The sequence below is a fragment of the Ureibacillus xyleni genome, assembly GCF_900217795.1.
GTDB classification, from domain to species: domain Bacteria; phylum Bacillota; class Bacilli; order Bacillales_A; family Planococcaceae; genus Ureibacillus; species Ureibacillus xyleni.
In genome coordinates this window covers 86,389-100,803 of the sequence record NZ_OBMQ01000012.1, presented here as the reverse complement: position 1 = coordinate 100,803, position 14,415 = coordinate 86,389, and the positions used below count along the sequence as shown (strand labels likewise).

At 32.9% G+C, this 14,415-nt stretch carries 18 protein-coding genes; 4 read left to right on the top strand and 14 right to left on the bottom strand.

The window, feature by feature from the left end; translation table 11 throughout:
* Positions 1 to 11: 11 nt before the first annotated feature.
* The 5 genes from CRO00_RS15620 to CRO00_RS15600 all read right to left on the bottom strand — a co-directional run bounded on the left by CRO00_RS15620 (position 12) and on the right by CRO00_RS15600 (position 4,686).
* Entirely contained in the window at positions 12 to 944 is a 933-nt protein-coding gene (locus CRO00_RS15620; RefSeq protein WP_097074596.1) for an ABC transporter ATP-binding protein, read from the bottom strand.
* A 153-nt stretch (positions 945 to 1,097) separates the two neighbouring features.
* Positions 1,098 to 1,739, bottom strand: a complete 642-nt coding sequence (locus tag CRO00_RS15615; protein ID WP_097074595.1) for a response regulator — start codon at positions 1,737 to 1,739, stop codon at positions 1,098 to 1,100.
* 10 nt (positions 1,740 to 1,749) lie between these two features.
* Positions 1,750 to 2,700, bottom strand: a complete 951-nt coding sequence (locus CRO00_RS15610) for a sensor histidine kinase (protein ID WP_161946708.1) — start codon at positions 2,698 to 2,700, stop codon at positions 1,750 to 1,752.
* Positions 2,701 to 2,941: 241 nt separating this feature from the next.
* Positions 2,942 to 3,982 carry a beta-carotene 15,15'-monooxygenase gene (locus tag CRO00_RS15605; RefSeq protein WP_097074593.1) on the bottom strand — a complete coding sequence of 347 codons (1,041 nt, stop codon included), beginning with the start codon at positions 3,980 to 3,982 and terminating at the stop codon, positions 2,942 to 2,944.
* A gap of 113 nt (positions 3,983 to 4,095) precedes the next feature.
* Entirely contained in the window at positions 4,096 to 4,686 is a 591-nt protein-coding gene (locus CRO00_RS15600) for a histidine phosphatase family protein (RefSeq protein WP_097074592.1), read from the bottom strand.
* A 118-nt stretch (positions 4,687 to 4,804) separates the two neighbouring features.
* On the opposite strand from CRO00_RS15600, the gene CRO00_RS15595 reads away from it, so the two are divergent.
* Positions 4,805 to 5,410 carry a LysE/ArgO family amino acid transporter gene (locus CRO00_RS15595; RefSeq protein WP_097074591.1) on the top strand — a complete coding sequence of 202 codons (606 nt, stop codon included), beginning with the start codon at positions 4,805 to 4,807 and terminating at the stop codon, positions 5,408 to 5,410.
* A gap of 41 nt (positions 5,411 to 5,451) precedes the next feature.
* On the opposite strand, the gene CRO00_RS15590 is transcribed toward CRO00_RS15595, so the two are convergent.
* The 7 genes from CRO00_RS15590 to CRO00_RS20340 all read right to left on the bottom strand — a co-directional run bounded on the left by CRO00_RS15590 (position 5,452) and on the right by CRO00_RS20340 (position 11,439).
* Positions 5,452 to 6,396, bottom strand: coding sequence for a hypothetical protein (locus CRO00_RS15590; RefSeq protein WP_097074590.1), 945 nt, complete (start codon positions 6,394 to 6,396; stop codon positions 5,452 to 5,454).
* A gap of 112 nt (positions 6,397 to 6,508) precedes the next feature.
* The gene (locus CRO00_RS15585; protein WP_097074589.1) at positions 6,509 to 7,606 is read right to left on the bottom strand and encodes a 5-methyltetrahydropteroyltriglutamate--homocysteine S-methyltransferase; all 1,098 of its coding nucleotides are present in this window, start codon (positions 7,604 to 7,606) and stop codon (positions 6,509 to 6,511) included.
* 243 nt (positions 7,607 to 7,849) lie between these two features.
* Positions 7,850 to 8,080, bottom strand: a complete 231-nt coding sequence (locus tag CRO00_RS15580; RefSeq protein WP_097074588.1) for a hypothetical protein — start codon at positions 8,078 to 8,080, stop codon at positions 7,850 to 7,852.
* Positions 8,081 to 8,330: 250 nt separating this feature from the next.
* A complete protein-coding gene (locus tag CRO00_RS15575) occupies positions 8,331 to 9,557 on the bottom strand; it encodes a M48 family metallopeptidase (RefSeq protein WP_337189422.1) in 1,227 nt (408 codons plus the stop codon).
* A gap of 194 nt (positions 9,558 to 9,751) precedes the next feature.
* Positions 9,752 to 10,171: a pyridoxamine 5'-phosphate oxidase family protein gene (locus tag CRO00_RS15570; RefSeq protein ID WP_097074587.1), complete on the bottom strand. Its 420-nt coding sequence runs from the start codon at positions 10,169 to 10,171 to the stop codon at positions 9,752 to 9,754.
* 70 nt (positions 10,172 to 10,241) lie between these two features.
* A complete protein-coding gene (locus CRO00_RS15565; RefSeq protein WP_097074586.1) occupies positions 10,242 to 11,120 on the bottom strand; it encodes a patatin-like phospholipase family protein in 879 nt (292 codons plus the stop codon).
* Between the two features lie 145 nt (positions 11,121 to 11,265).
* Entirely contained in the window at positions 11,266 to 11,439 is a 174-nt protein-coding gene (locus CRO00_RS20340) for a hypothetical protein (protein WP_237658442.1), read from the bottom strand.
* A 144-nt stretch (positions 11,440 to 11,583) separates the two neighbouring features.
* Here CRO00_RS20340 and CRO00_RS15560 point away from each other — a divergent pair, with 144 nt between their 5' ends.
* Positions 11,584 to 11,829 carry a YkuS family protein gene (locus CRO00_RS15560; protein ID WP_097074585.1) on the top strand — a complete coding sequence of 82 codons (246 nt, stop codon included), beginning with the start codon at positions 11,584 to 11,586 and terminating at the stop codon, positions 11,827 to 11,829.
* 102 nt (positions 11,830 to 11,931) lie between these two features.
* Here CRO00_RS15560 and CRO00_RS15555 read toward each other — a convergent pair whose 3' ends face one another.
* Together CRO00_RS15555 and CRO00_RS15550 are read right to left on the bottom strand one after the other, a co-directional pair.
* Complete coding sequence (locus CRO00_RS15555) at positions 11,932 to 12,537, bottom strand: superoxide dismutase (RefSeq protein WP_097074584.1); 606 nt, start codon at positions 12,535 to 12,537, stop codon at positions 11,932 to 11,934.
* 207 nt (positions 12,538 to 12,744) lie between these two features.
* Positions 12,745 to 13,224, bottom strand: coding sequence for a DUF456 domain-containing protein (locus CRO00_RS15550; RefSeq protein ID WP_097074583.1), 480 nt, complete (start codon positions 13,222 to 13,224; stop codon positions 12,745 to 12,747).
* A gap of 122 nt (positions 13,225 to 13,346) precedes the next feature.
* Here CRO00_RS15550 and CRO00_RS15545 point away from each other — a divergent pair, with 122 nt between their 5' ends.
* Positions 13,347 to 13,856: a DUF1189 family protein gene (locus tag CRO00_RS15545; RefSeq protein ID WP_097074582.1), complete on the top strand. Its 510-nt coding sequence runs from the start codon at positions 13,347 to 13,349 to the stop codon at positions 13,854 to 13,856.
* 50 nt (positions 13,857 to 13,906) lie between these two features.
* The gene (locus CRO00_RS15540; protein ID WP_097074581.1) at positions 13,907 to 14,245 is read left to right on the top strand and encodes a hypothetical protein; all 339 of its coding nucleotides are present in this window, start codon (positions 13,907 to 13,909) and stop codon (positions 14,243 to 14,245) included.
* The last annotated feature ends 170 nt before the right edge of the window (positions 14,246 to 14,415 follow it).

The window sequence follows — 14,415 nt, the reverse complement described above, 5'->3', positions numbered from 1 at the left end:
TTTAATCCCCCCTAATTACGTAATGCACGACCCGTTAAATGTAGAAATACATCTTCTAATGTTGGTTCTTCTACTTGAAAACTTTTTAATAGTACTCGATGATGTTCACATAATGAAAATAAAGTAGGTAAGAAATTCATTCCTTTTGCAACGGTAAATGCAACTTCCCCTTCGCTTGAATTGATATTCGAAAGGAATGGTTGCTTCAACAAGTCATTCATAAAATCATTTGAATAATTTTCAACTTTGACGACAATCGTATTTTCTGAAGAAAGAATTGCTTTTATCTCCTCTTTAGTACCTGATGCTATAATTCGCCCTTGATCCATAATATAGATACGATCACACAAATACTCCACTTCTTCCATATAGTGACTTGTATAAATAATTGCTGTATTTGAATGTTCATTTAATTTCTTAACAGTCTCGAGAATATGGTTCCGTGATTGAGGGTCGATACCTACTGTTGGTTCATCCATAATTAAATATTGAGGTTCGTGCAAAAGAGCAACCCCAATATTAAGCCGTCTTTTCATTCCCCCAGAATAATGTTTTACAAGTTTCTTCGATTCCTGCTCCAACCCAATTTGTTGAAGAACAACTTCAACACGATTCTTAAGTTGAGTTTTTGGCATCTTGTATAGGTTTCCGAAAAAATTAAGATTTTCTTTTGCTGTAAGATCTCCATATAATGCAATTTCTTGAGGAACAACCCCTAGCACTTTTCGTAAAGAGGACGGGTCTTTCAATACGCTTTTTTGTTGTAACAATACATCACCATCTGTAGGCGGTATTAACGTTGACAGCATTGCAATCGTTGTAGATTTTCCAGCGCCATTTGGTCCGAGTAATCCTACAATTTCACCCGGTTCAATATAAAAATTTATATGATCTACTGCAGTTCCTTTTTTATAAGCTTTCGTTAAATTGACAACTTCTATCATGTACTTCCCCTTCCTTTCAACTATACTTTACCAATTTTACAAACCCTTTCTAAGTAGCTGACGTCATAATCCAAAGTGACTCAGGTCATAAGAAAAATGAAAAAACCTGGACAGATGGAATTCTGTTAGCCAGAATCCATCTAACCAGGCAACTTAAACTAAATGATTTTTCACTGCATAAATGGCTAGTTGAGTGCGGTCACGTAAATCTAACTGCTGTAAAATGTGTGTAATATGATTTTTCACCGTTCCAACTGATAAAAATAGTGCTGTAGCGATTTCTTTATTTGTCTTTCCTTCCCCAACCAACTTGACAATATCTAATTCACGTTGAGTTAAATCTATTGTGATTTCATTTTCTTTTGGAACATGTTGTTGTAAAAGTTTTGGCATTAATTTTGCCGCAACATCTTCTTGTATTACAAGGCCGCCATTTACTACACTATGGATAGATGAAAGTAATTTATTTGGTTCTGAGGACTTTAGTAAAAATCCACTTGCTCCATCTTTTAACGTTTGATATGCATATTCTTCGTCGTCGAAGGTAGTTAAAATGAGAATTTTCATTTCTGGGTATAGATTTCGAATACGCTTCGTTGCTTCAATTCCATTCATCTCCGGCATTCGAACATCCATCAATATGAGATCAATATGAAACCTTTCTAGTGCTTTGAGTGCCTCAAGACCATTACTTGCCTCAGCGACGATTTGAAATTGTTCATCTTGCTCAACAATCATTTTTAATCCATTTCTAACAATGGTTTGATCCTCCACGAGTAATATATGAACTTTCATTTCAACCCCCCTACCGTTTTAAAGGAAATGATCCTCTAACTATAAAATTTTTTCCATCTCTCAAAACTCGTAATTGACCATGAATTTCTTGTAATCTTCCTTCCATATTCGTTAATCCGAATCCTTTAACAAGAGGTAAGTCTGAAACTAATTTATTTTTCACTTCAAAAAGGATATGGTGTAATGAATCAACTGTTAGAGTTACTTCTACTTCCTTTGATTGACTATGTTTCATGGCATTTGTTAAACATTCCTGTAATACTCTATAAAGAACGACACTCTGCTCATTTGAAATCGGAATGGAGAGCACCCCTTTTTCAATTGTAAATCGAATATGGAGATGACTTTCCATTTCAAGCTTTCTTATTAACAAAATAACAGATTGTAAACCTGTTGTTTCAGTGGATTTTAACTGCCGTACAGCAAATCTGGTTTCTTCCAAACTTTCTCTTGCCAACTGTTTTAATTCTATTAAATTATGCGTTTGATTTTCTATAGATAGCATTTCCAACTGCATTAATAACGATGTCAATTTGTGGCCAACAGAATCATGCATATCTCTTGCTATTTTTGTTCTCTCTTCTGATCGCACTAATTCCTCCTGTTCAACCGAATCCCTTTTTATTTTCCGAAACTGAGATAAAAGCTGTTCGTAAAGGGTGGTTTTCATCTCTACTTGCGATAAATATTGATGAAGGAAGAAGCAACAAACAGTGATTGCAATCATTAATAAAAAGCTATAAAGAGCAATCATGTTGAAAACAAAGAAAGAAAAACATAGTGTTGAGGCAATTGCAATAAATAAGGGATATTTTCGTTCCTTTAATCGAAATGCGCTTTCAATCAAAATAAATGCTAGTAGTGGTAAAATAAAGGTTAAATCACTTGAAATGAAAATAGTTAATGCAATTAATAATAGTATTAATAGATAGTTTAATAATGCAATCTTCACAAGCGGCATAACGAAATATAGCAACAACACACCTGTTATGATAAAAATTGCTAGAGTGATATTACCTTTTTGTGTAACAGTATGTATAATAATTAACCCTGAACTAACCATTAAGCAACATATTCGGAATAGAAACGATTTCAATCCATTCACCTCAAGTCTATAAACAATCCCTAATTCTATTATTATATGGGAAAGTTTCCTATAGATGAAATAAAAAAAGAGGAAGAATAACTTCCCCTTTACTAACTTACGAATTATATTTGTTGTAAGCATCGATAAAACGTTGTGAATCATCGAATTTAATTGCCACTTTTTCGTATTGTTTTTTTATCCCAAAAGCTAATGTAGCATCTGTCGGTTTTTTTAACTTTAATATTACATTTGGCTTAACTTCATCAAAATCCCTAGCTAAAAAATCAAGTGTATCTTTAGTTAGCTTTTGCTTTAATATGTTTTGGTCTGTAATAACTTCTTCAATATCAGCCCAATTTATTTCCATTCTTTTCATTAATCCAAGAGAAATGAACATTTTTTCGTTCGTAAATAAAACAGGGTTTAGTTGGACTACTCTTATATCTGCTAAGAAGAAAATAACTGTGTATATGTTTAACACTAATAATATAATTGAAAGAATCATAGATTTCTCATGAATGAACCAATGAATACCTAATGTTTCTATGACAACTGCATGTATGAGCATAATTTGAAAAGCAATATAACTCGATTTTTTGTGTAATGTAACGGTGTTAGCATTTAATAATGGCTTTTTTCTCCAACTAGCAAACGCATAATAGAACATTAACATTTCAGAACAAACGATATGAATTAATTGATGCTTTTGTACATAACGATCTACTGCAGAAGAAAATGAAAATAATATTGGTAGATTGCTCTCTTTTGTGTCTTTAATGATTTTTGGTAAGTAGCGAACTAATGTTACAAGTAATAACAGTTCTATCGCCAATAATCCTAGTTCAACTGCAATACCAACCCATGTAAATGCTACATATGGTTTTAAATATTCTATAGGTATTAAGATTCTAGATAGTACTAAGCCGCTAGCACTTAATAGAAGGAATAGTTTAATGCTCTTTTGTCTTTTCCAAGCCAATACTAAAATAGGGGCAACAATGACTAAATCAATTAATGAGCCTAACGCAACACTACTTGTTCCAATTTCAAGTATATCTTTTCCGAAATTTGTACGATATAACATTAAATTACTACACAGAACTAATAACAATAAACCTAACCAAAGATTTTGCCTTTTTTGCACATCCACCTTCATTGTGAACACTCCTTGATTCCCTTCTATTCCTAAAAGGGAAGTTTCAAATCACCTTAATTATAACTTGTTTTATTGCAGGAAACATTTACAACATTTCGAACGTTGCGAGTATATTACGACTTGTTCACTATATTTTTAGTAATATGAAGAGCCTGGTTATAGTCAATCACTTTCCAGACACCATCTTTATATTGGATTTGACTTAGACTTCCATTGGTTAATCTTGTTTTTCCTGTCCCTATTTCACCTTTAGATAGAATTGATAATATTAAGTTTATGACGCCACCATGGGCAACAACTATAATATTTTGATCAGGGAAGTCTTGATGTAATTGATTAATCCCGTTAAAAATCCGTTCCTTCACTTCCTCTACACTTTCCTGATTTGGACATTCTAAATTAGGATATAAAGACGCTCTCTCACTTATCGTTAATCCTTCGATGTCTCCATAATTTCTTTCAATAAATTCATCCATTGTATGTATATTTAAATTTAATGATTCATTAATAATTTTAGCTGTTTGCGAAGCACGTTTTAGTGGACTTGTAACTAACACATCCCATTGGTTAGTTTTAAAATACTTTTTACAATCTTCAGCTTGTTTCGTTCCATTGCTGTTTAAAGGAATATCTGCTCTACCTTGAATTTTCTTTAGTGCATTCCAATCTGTTTCACCATGACGAACAAAGCAAATTAAAGTCATTTTCTTATCATTCCTTTCTTTTTTTCTATTTCATCATTCCTATTTACAATCATATTCATATTAAAGTAGATTCATTTTATTGTATAATAGCTAAAGATTTTGTAAAGGAGTTTTCTATTTGGAAGCAATTATTCATGGTATTATTTTAGCATTTGGGTTAATTTTACCTTTAGGTGTGCAAAATGTCTTTGTGTTTTCACAAGGTGCAACACAACCCTCAATCTTACATGCGTTCCCTGCTGCAATTACTGCTGCAATCTGCGACACTCTTCTTATTATTCTTGCAGTATTTGGACTGTCTATTATCGTTTTACAGTTTGAAAGTCTTCGGATTGGTTTAATGATTGTTGGTGTCGTATTCCTATTGTATATGGGTTATTCGATTTGGAAGGCAAAACCCGCATCTGTTGAGACAGGTAAAAACTTAACACGTTCAAAGCAAATTTTGTTTGCCTTATCCGTTTCACTTTTAAATCCTCATGCGATTCTTGATACGGTTGGGGTTATCGGTACGAGTGCATTAAAATACGATGGTAGTAACCAAATTTTATTCACAAGTGCATGTGTAGTAGTATCCTGGATTTGGTTTATCGGGTTAACAGTTGCTGGATCTACGATGAAAAAACTTGATGGTTCAGGCAAAATAATGTTCATTTTTAATAAGTTCTCAAGTATTTTTATTTGGTGTACTGCCATTTATTTAGTATATGGTTTACTAAAGTAAAACGAAAATAAAAACGACGAGGTTGACTCGTCGTTTACCCATTAAATATACGATTCTTTCACTAATTTAAAGTTCGGATGAAAGGCGAACTTTAGATTATGTAAATACAACTCTTGTAAATCTTGTTTTTTAGCTGACTCTTTTTCTAATTGGTCATTAGAATCTTGTTGGTTTTCTTGTATTCCTTCTATTAAGTTAATGGAAGCCGTGTCAATATCACCTTTTGCGACAATATTTTGAATAACCTCTGTTTGTTTTTTGGTAACGGTAGAATCTGAAACCGAGTCTTCAATTATTGAAGTTGGAGTTTTAATTTCTTCACTTGTTGCAACTAAAGATGATGAATTCGTCATAGAATCTTTCGGTACATTTTCAGAAACTAATGCTGCAACATGATCTTTTAGTTCTTTATTTTCTGCAAAGTAAGTATTGTCGTACCACATATTTTGTTCAAATTTCCCTTGTGTAGCTACTAGTTGTGAATTGTACTTGCTATCAAAGAAGCTTTTATCTGCCATCGCAACACCATACTGTGCCGCAAGATCTTCTCGATGATTTAATCCTACAACATAAGGAACGATTCCTGGAGCTTGGTTGAATTTATTAATCATTTGTTGTAAATTATTCTCCCAAATAGCCGCTAACTCTTTATCTCCATCTAATTTTGCTTCCTGAACAGCATTCATATTCGCTTCAATTAATGAACTATAATACATTTTATTTGGTACATATTGTCCGTTTACTTGTTCATACCATGCAGGTTGTTGTTTTGCCTCAAATGCATAGTATTTTGACCAATCATTTGTTTCGATAGCATCGTATATTAAATTATTACGTGAATTATTAACATCGTGGAGTGGATTAATTTTTCTTGCTTCATCTCCAAAAACAGCTTTGAAGGAAGTCGTACCATTATTATTTTTTACACTTGTTGTAATTCCAAAATCCCGATTTCCATTTACTTGTTGAGTGGCGAAAATATTCATCTATACCCTCCTTTTCCCATATCTATATAATTGTAGCATAAATTAAAATGTTGCAACATAGTCTAATAAAATCATAAAAAAAATGCCCAATTAAGAGCATTTTTTTAGAGTACTATCCCCAAACTTCCTCTGCTATTTCTTTAATTAAAGTAAGCTTTTGCCATTGGTTTTCTTCTTCTAAAATATTTCCTTCTTCTGTCGATGAAAAACCACATTGGGGACTTAAACATAATTGATCTAATGATACGTATTTTGCTGCTTCATGTATTCTAGCTTTTATTGCTTCTTTGTCTTCTAATTCCCCAAATTTAGAAGTAATTAACCCTAATACAATCTTTAAATCTGGACGATTTACGTGTTTTAGAACTTCAAAACCTCCTGAACGTTCATCATCAAACTCTAATAAAAGACCATCAACATTTAAACCACCGAAGATGACTTCTGCCGCGTAATGATAACCGCCACTTGAATGGAAAGTAGATTTAAAGTTGCCGCGACAAATGTGCATTGTAATCGTCATGTCATGAGGCTTATTTTTGATTGATTCATTAATGACATATTGTAATGTTTTTAAGTATTCCTGAGGGTTTTTTCCTTCTGCAACTAGTTTTTCACGTGTTTCTTCAGAGAAAAGACTTGCCCATGATGTATCATCTAATTGCAAATAACGACAACCTTCATTGTAAAATGCTTGAATTGCTTTTTGATATGCTTTAATTGTATCTTCAATAAGTTCATTTTCATTAGTGTATATTTCTGTATTTTTGTCTGCGCGTGCATGAAGCATATTTGGACTTGGAATTGTAAATTTAACTGTAGAATCCCCAACGTGTTCTCGGATGAATTTAAAATGGTCTAAAAAAGGGTGATTTTCAAAATCTATTTTTCCAACAACACGAATACCTTTCTTACTTGTTTCAACATTATGAAATTGTAAACCATGACTTTTTTCATAATATTCCATTCCAACAAGAGCACCTAAAAAATCGAAGTGCCACCAGCTACGACGAAATTCACCATCAGTAATTGCTAATATGCCAATTTCTTTTTCTTTATTAATCAAATCGATAATCGCTTCATCTTCTACCTTTTTTAACTCATCATATGTAATTTCGTTATTTTGGTATTGTGTGCGGGCTTCTTTTAATTTTTTTGGTCTTAAAAAACTACCAACATGGTCATATCTAAATGGTGCTTTAAGTTCTGTCATAATTTTACTACTCCCTTAGTAAAAGGTAAGTGATAGATCTTACCTTTTTATTTTTTAATATAATAATTCTACCATAAGTTTTTTCGATAATCGAAGTATTCGGAATACAATATTCTTTCATTATTGCATTTTTCTCTTATTTTTAATATAATTTCATTTTTATTGTTTTAATCCTACTATTTTTTAACTGCATACAATAATTAAAAAAACTAGCATTACAACAACGTAATGCTAGCGTGCAAACTATAATTCTTTTTTCTTTAAATGGTATGCCAAAATAAACGGGACAATAGGTAATAGTGCGAAGGCGATAAACAACTTATCGACCATTGCAAAATAGAGCATTGGAAGAAGGAATGCAAAGCCACTAACAACTAGTGATTGCCATGATTTTTTCCATAATCCATGGATTAAAAGAAGTAGTGACAAAATTACAAGTGACCAGAACGTTAATGCAACTAAGAAGAAATCCATTTTGCTCACCACCTATCTATAGATATGTATCACCAATTGTCAATAGGTAAATTATATCGTTTCTATTTTACTATATTATATTCGTGCCTATCTGCTTTTGTTCGGATTTTTCATTTCTATCCAGAGAAATTTACATATTATTTCTTCATTAATTATAGTTTTTATGAATTATTTTCTTGTCTACTTTAAAAAATGTTTGGTAAACACAAAAAATGCCCGACTCAAAATAGTCAGGCATTGCATGTATTTTTTATTCTTCTTTTTTTGTGTATTCGGCTACTGTATTTATTCTTTCAAGCATTGGTGGATGGGTATAACGGAAAACTTTCACAATAAATGGAGGATTTACTTCACTTAACCCTGTCTTTGAAAGTTTTTGGAAGCTACTAACTGCTGCTTCTGGATTATTCGTTAACTCCATTGCATATTCATCTGCGCGGCTCTCTTGGTAACGCGATACAAAATTCGAAATTGGATTTGACATGAATAACATGAATGAAAGAAGAAGTAAAAATAATGGTAACGAGTTTATCTCTTTCATATCTTTTATTTTTAGTACATGTCCAAACCGTTCGATGAGCCACGGCATTATTTTTGAAATTAACCATAATCCGATTAACGTTGAAAGTATATATGCAGCCATTCCAATGTAAATATGTTTTTCCACATAATGTCCCATCTCATGTGCCATAATGAACAAAATTTCACTTTCCGTTAGTTGATTCAGCGTAGTATCCCAGAGCACGATTCTTGAATTATCTCCAATACCCGTTACATAGGCATTCATTGCATTTGTTTTTTCCGCCATATTCACTTCAAAAACATGTTCTGACGGTATATTTGCTTGATCTGCAAGGGCTAATATCTTTTCTTCTAATACTTTATCTTTTAATGGATAAAACTCATTGTACAGTGGATCAATAATGACTGGTTGAATGTACATCATAAAGATGGCAAACGGTATTGTAAGTAACCATGCATACAACCACCATCTTTTTTTACTAATTTGGATTAGCCAATAAAGAACTACTACAATAATTAAGGTTGTAATAAAACCTACCCAAAAATCAATCACATAGTCGCGCATCCATGAAGAAAAGTGTTGCGTACTTATTCCATTCTTCTTACTTAAACTATAACGATAATAATCAACCGGGTAAAAAAGAAGTGTTGTAAATAAGTATAAGAAGAATACATATGCACCATTTTTTATGACTCTCCATTTTAGACCTATATCTGACCATTTTTCAAAAATATGCGATAGGCCTGTCCCTAAAATAAATAAATAAACGAGCCATTCTAGAGGGGTAAGAATAAAGAAAATAAAATTTTTCACTTTCGAATATTCTTCACTTAAGAGTAATTCACGTTCTGTCATAAATGTCGCTGGATCAGCAACTGTCCCCTTTAAGACATCCGGTATTCCATTTGTGCTCCAATGGAAAATATAAAAGTACATTAAAACACTATAAATCATAAATAAAACAATTGCCGATATTCCCCACTTCTTCAAATTCCACACCTCGATTCATTTCCTATATTCTAGTTTAAAGATAAAAAGGACAAGATAGAACTAAATTACAAATGTTTTCTTTCGTTTTTCAATTAAAAAAGTTGCCCTTTTAGGACAACTTAATTCAATCTTTAATTAACAATGATAGCCGACAAATTTTAAAACTCCACAAGTTTCGGGTCTTCCCCTTTTGTGTTCATTAATCGAATTTGCGATGGTGTTACCTTTAACACAACCATTTTCGGATCATCTGGACCGCTAAACCAAGGTTTTAACATCTTATTCCAAACTTTCTCCCGCATACTATCTTCAGAAGAAATTTCTACTTTCCCTTCAATTTCTAAAAATTCATCACCAAAACCTTTCCCATCATAACCAATTAAAATGTGGGTATATGGATTTTTTGATAGCTCTTCTACTTTATGTGTGTGATCACTTGTGACAGTATATAGAGTGAAATTATTATTAAAGAAAGTCATATATCGAGTATGAGGCTTATCTCCTTCGATTGTTGCCATTGTTCCAACCAAATTATCGTCTAATATTTTCTCCGCTATTTCTCTTGGTGTTTTTGCCACTGTCCTCTACTCCTTTACATATTTTCATGATTAGTATTTCGATATATGCTGTATTTATCCATAAAACAAACTAACTACAATCCCAAGTTTCTAGAAATTTCATTGTTTTCTTTCTACCAATATCGATTAATTGTTGTTTCATTTCTTCATCAATATCAAACTGTGTAGAACTAACATTTTCTACCGGTATAAAAACGATACTTTTTTCATGTTTTCTCGATATATATCGTTCATCATGTGCAGTTTTCATCGTTTTAAATAAGGCATCAAACAAATCTAAACCATTCGCAATTTTCCTAGGCTCCATTTCTTCACCTGGATGACTAAGCTTAAATCCAAGGATTGGCCGTTCCTTATTTTGATGAAAAACCCAGAGTGGAAAATTACTTAGGACGCCTCCATCCACAAAAACACATTCGCCTTTATTATCATGTAGCTTGATTGGTTCAAAGAAAAAAGGGATTCCGCAACTCATCCTTAATGCTTTTGATACTGGAAATTTTCGCCATTCAAAACCATACTTTTGTAAATCATCCGGAATGACTACCATTTTCCCATTTGTTAAGTCAGACGCAATTAGCTTTAAAGATCCGCGGGGTAAATCATTGAAGGTAACGACCCCTTTTGCTGCTAATTTTCTATAAAACAACTTTTCTAAAGCTTTTCCTTTGTATAAACCCATCCGGAAATACAAATTGATCCATTTTAAAAAAGGGAGTGTACGGGCAGGCTTTGGAGGATCTAAGAGTGATTTTAAATTAAGGTCATCCAGCATTTCTTCAACTTCTGAAGCACTGTAACCAGCTGCAATTAAACAAGCAAAAATTGCTCCTGCACTCGTCCCGGCAACACGTTTAAAGGTAAAATTCTTTTCTTCTAAAACTTGTAAAGCACCGACATATGCAAAGCCTTTGATACCACCACCAGAGAACACGCCATCAATTTGCATCGTTTCTCCCCTTTATTGTATCTCGTTATACTTTAAGAAAAAGGGGAGTAAAATAGAACATATGTCGAAAAAACTTTCGCCAAACAAAAAACTGTATATGAAAAAAAGTATTTGGAAAATTAACCCTCCAAATACTTTCTGTTGGTTACTGATTTAATCTAGATGGATTATGCTTGTTATCAGGTTTGTCTTTGTTTTCATTTTTATTTTGTTTTTTCGCCAAATTATTTTGTCCAATCACATCAAAATCATCTGGGCTTAAATCGTATCCATGACCATATTCTTCACGATCTAATTTATTACCTTTTTTATCATTCATGTTGGTCACCTCCATTCATAATTTGCACAAAAAATGCGATTTTATAGCAAGGGATATTTTCCAAATTCCTAAACAAATTAATAATAGTTAGTGTGAATAAATAACAATGCTATTTGACACATTACTTATAGGAGGTGGATGACAATGTCTAAAATTATTGGTGTTGAAGAATCTTTATCAAATGTTGAGGCAGCTTTACAAGCAAAAGGATATGAAGTAAAGACGCTTCGTAGTGAAGAAGACGCTAAAAATTGTGATTGCTGTGTAATCTCTGGACAAGACCACAATGTGATGGGGATTAGTAATGTAGTCACTGAAGGTTCAGTAATCGATGCACGTGGCCTTTCTGCAGATGAGGTATGTGAACGCGTGGAAAAAATGTTTCATTAAAAAAATGCTGGCCAAAGTTTCATAACTTTCGCCAGCATTTTTTGTTCCTAATAAAAGAGACAAAACCCTTTGATTAAAGTTTTGCCTCTTGAATCTTATTTATTATTTCGCAGCAGCAAATTTTTCTGCTACAACATCCCAGTTTACTACATTCCAGAAAGCAGAGATGTAGTCAGGACGACGGTTTTGATAGTTTAAGTAGTAAGCATGCTCCCAAACATCTAATCCTAAGATTGGTGTTTTCCCTTCCATTACTGGAGAGTCTTGGTTTGGAGTTGATGTGATAGAAAGTGCTCCACCATCTACTACTAACCATGCCCAACCTGAACCGAAACGACCAGTTGCAGCTTTTGCAAATTCATCTTTGAATGCATCAAGACTACCGAATTTTGATTCGATTGCAGAAGCTAATTCACCAGTTGGTGCGTTTGATCCACCTGGAGCAAGAATTTCCCAGAATAATGTGTGGTTAGCATGTCCACCACCGTTATTACGAACTGCTGTTTGTTTTTCAGCAGGAAGCGCATCAATATTAGAAATTAAGTCTAGTAAATCTTTACTAGCAAATTCAGTTCCTTCAACTGCTGCGTTTAAGTTCGTTACATATGTGTTGTGATGTTTTGAATGGTGAATCTCCATCGTTTTAGCATCGATATGTGGTTCTAATGCATCGTATGCGTAAGGTAATTGTGGTAATTCAAAAGCCATAATATATTTCCTCCCTTAAAAAGTTCAATGTTGATTACCTTTCTAGGTTATCAAACTTTGGTAATCCATTCAATTATTTTACACCGTACATTTACAAATCAGCCTTTTGACGGAAAACATGGTGTCTATTAACTGTGTGGCGCCAATGAATGATATATCCCTACATAATTTAGGCACATTTCACTAAACTTAAACCTTTTTTACTCGTTAAATTGCAATAAAGAATATGACAATCATAATTACTTGTATAATTCCCTTTGTCACAACCGAAGTTAGAAAACCAACAAGGGATCCTACTCCTGATTTTAGAGCAGATTTGAACTCAGATTTTGTGACAAATAATTCCCCGATCACTGCACCTAAAAAAGGGCCAATTAAAATACCTACAACTGGGATGATAAACGGCCCCACTAACAATCCTATTGTACTTCCCCACATCCCAGCTTTTGTTCCACCAAATTTTTTAACTCCAATTAAATTGGAAATAGAATCTGCTGCAAATAAAAGAATTACAAATAATAATTCAATTGACCAAAATAACCAGCCAAGCTCTGTAAATGAGAAAAACAATCCGTATACGATAAATCCTAATAAAATAAATAACACTGAAGGTATAATCGGGTATATTAACCCAACAAAAGCGATTACGAAACTAACAATAATTAAACTCCATGCTAAAATCTCCAAAAGAACATCCCCTATTATAATTTTCCACTTATTTACGGAAACAAATATGAAAAGTTTCATTAATTAATAATTATTTAACCATCGCACAAGTTCATGTTACACTTCTCTTTGGAGGAGAATTTATGGTTAAACATTCACAACTTTTCATTGATAGTCTACTACATCCAAAAAAGTTAGCAGGCTACCGTTTACTGTCTATAGGTAAAACCATTCAATATGTTTTTCTATTAGTTGCACTTGTTACACTATTTTCGTTTATTCAGTTTTTAACAGGTGTTTCAGAAGTTTCTTATAATATAGAAGGTTTAACAGAATATATAGAAGATATTCAATGGTTACTCTATCCTTTTGCTTTGTTACTATTAATATTAACTACTACCATCCTATTATTTGTTCGAATTAGTATATACGCGTTAGTTGGGGTAGTCATATTAAAAGTAACGAATAAACGAGGAGAATATCGTCATATGTGGCGAACAGCTACTTTCGCTGTCACTTGGTCTACATTATTATCAATTGTATTTACAACATTACAATTCACCGGTGCAATCCCAACTTTAATTGGAATTGTAATTACAGTTTTTCTACTAATAATTGCTGCTACCAAATATCCTAAAATACCAAAAAAATAGTATGCATGAATCCCCCTTCTCTTCATATAGTGAGAGAAAGGAGGGATTTTATGAGATTTCTAATATTTACAGTTGTTTTCTTTCTAGTAGCAGCTGTGATTAAAATAGATTTGACTGAAGGAACTGTTCCTCTTGCAGCCTTTAATGATTCAGAGGAGCTTATATGTAATGACCAAATATCCGTTCAATCCATTTCAGTAATGACTACTGAAGGTGATTCCGTACAAGGGTTATTTGCTGCTTATCCAACAGAAGTGAAAATTTCACTTCCTGAACGAATGGCACATTTTTACAAATTAAATCCACATCTTAAAAAGCAAGCGATGGTACCAGGTGAACTAGTTAAAATTCCAATTTATCAACAAACTGTGCAACATTGCTCGAAATGACGAAACTTTCATTAACAAATGCCGTCACCATCTTAAATTTTGGCTTTATAAGTAGTTATAAAGTGAAGTGTAATTTCGATTACTTCCCCTTCATCGAGAAAAAAAAGCGTTTCTTCCTTGTCCTTGTTTACCTACACTGATAAAATAACTAGAGTGTGGTACGAAATATT

Bases quoted from the DNA above. Each gene is read 5' to 3' on its own strand.
- CRO00_RS15620 (WP_097074596.1), bottom strand. From the start codon at position 944: ATGATAGAAGTTGTCAATTTAACGAAAGCTTATAAAAAAGGAACTGCA.
- CRO00_RS15615 (WP_097074595.1), bottom strand. From the start codon at position 1,739: ATGAAAGTTCATATATTACTCGTGGAGGATCAAACCATTGTTAGAAAT.
- CRO00_RS15610 (WP_161946708.1), bottom strand. From the start codon at position 2,700: ATGCCGCTTGTGAAGATTGCATTATTAAACTATCTATTAATACTATTA.
- CRO00_RS15605 (WP_097074593.1), bottom strand. From the start codon at position 3,982: ATGAAGGTGGATGTGCAAAAAAGGCAAAATCTTTGGTTAGGTTTATTG.
- CRO00_RS15600 (WP_097074592.1), bottom strand. From the start codon at position 4,686: ATGACTTTAATTTGCTTTGTTCGTCATGGTGAAACAGATTGGAATGCA.
- CRO00_RS15590 (WP_097074590.1), bottom strand. From the start codon at position 6,396: ATGAATATTTTCGCCACTCAACAAGTAAATGGAAATCGGGATTTTGGA.
- CRO00_RS15585 (WP_097074589.1), bottom strand. From the start codon at position 7,606: ATGACAGAACTTAAAGCACCATTTAGATATGACCATGTTGGTAGTTTT.
- CRO00_RS15580 (WP_097074588.1), bottom strand. From the start codon at position 8,080: ATGGATTTCTTCTTAGTTGCATTAACGTTCTGGTCACTTGTAATTTTG.
- CRO00_RS15575 (WP_337189422.1), bottom strand. From the start codon at position 9,557: ATGATTTATAGTGTTTTAATGTACTTTTATATTTTCCATTGGAGCACA.
- CRO00_RS15565 (WP_097074586.1), bottom strand. From the start codon at position 11,120: ATGCAAATTGATGGCGTGTTCTCTGGTGGTGGTATCAAAGGCTTTGCA.
- CRO00_RS20340 (WP_237658442.1), bottom strand. From the start codon at position 11,439: ATGAATGATAAAAAAGGTAATAAATTAGATCGTGAAGAATATGGTCAT.
- CRO00_RS15560 (WP_097074585.1), top strand. From the start codon at position 11,584: ATGTCTAAAATTATTGGTGTTGAAGAATCTTTATCAAATGTTGAGGCA.
- CRO00_RS15555 (WP_097074584.1), bottom strand. From the start codon at position 12,537: ATGGCTTTTGAATTACCACAATTACCTTACGCATACGATGCATTAGAA.
- CRO00_RS15545 (WP_097074582.1), top strand. From the start codon at position 13,347: ATGGTTAAACATTCACAACTTTTCATTGATAGTCTACTACATCCAAAA.
- CRO00_RS15540 (WP_097074581.1), top strand. From the start codon at position 13,907: ATGAGATTTCTAATATTTACAGTTGTTTTCTTTCTAGTAGCAGCTGTG.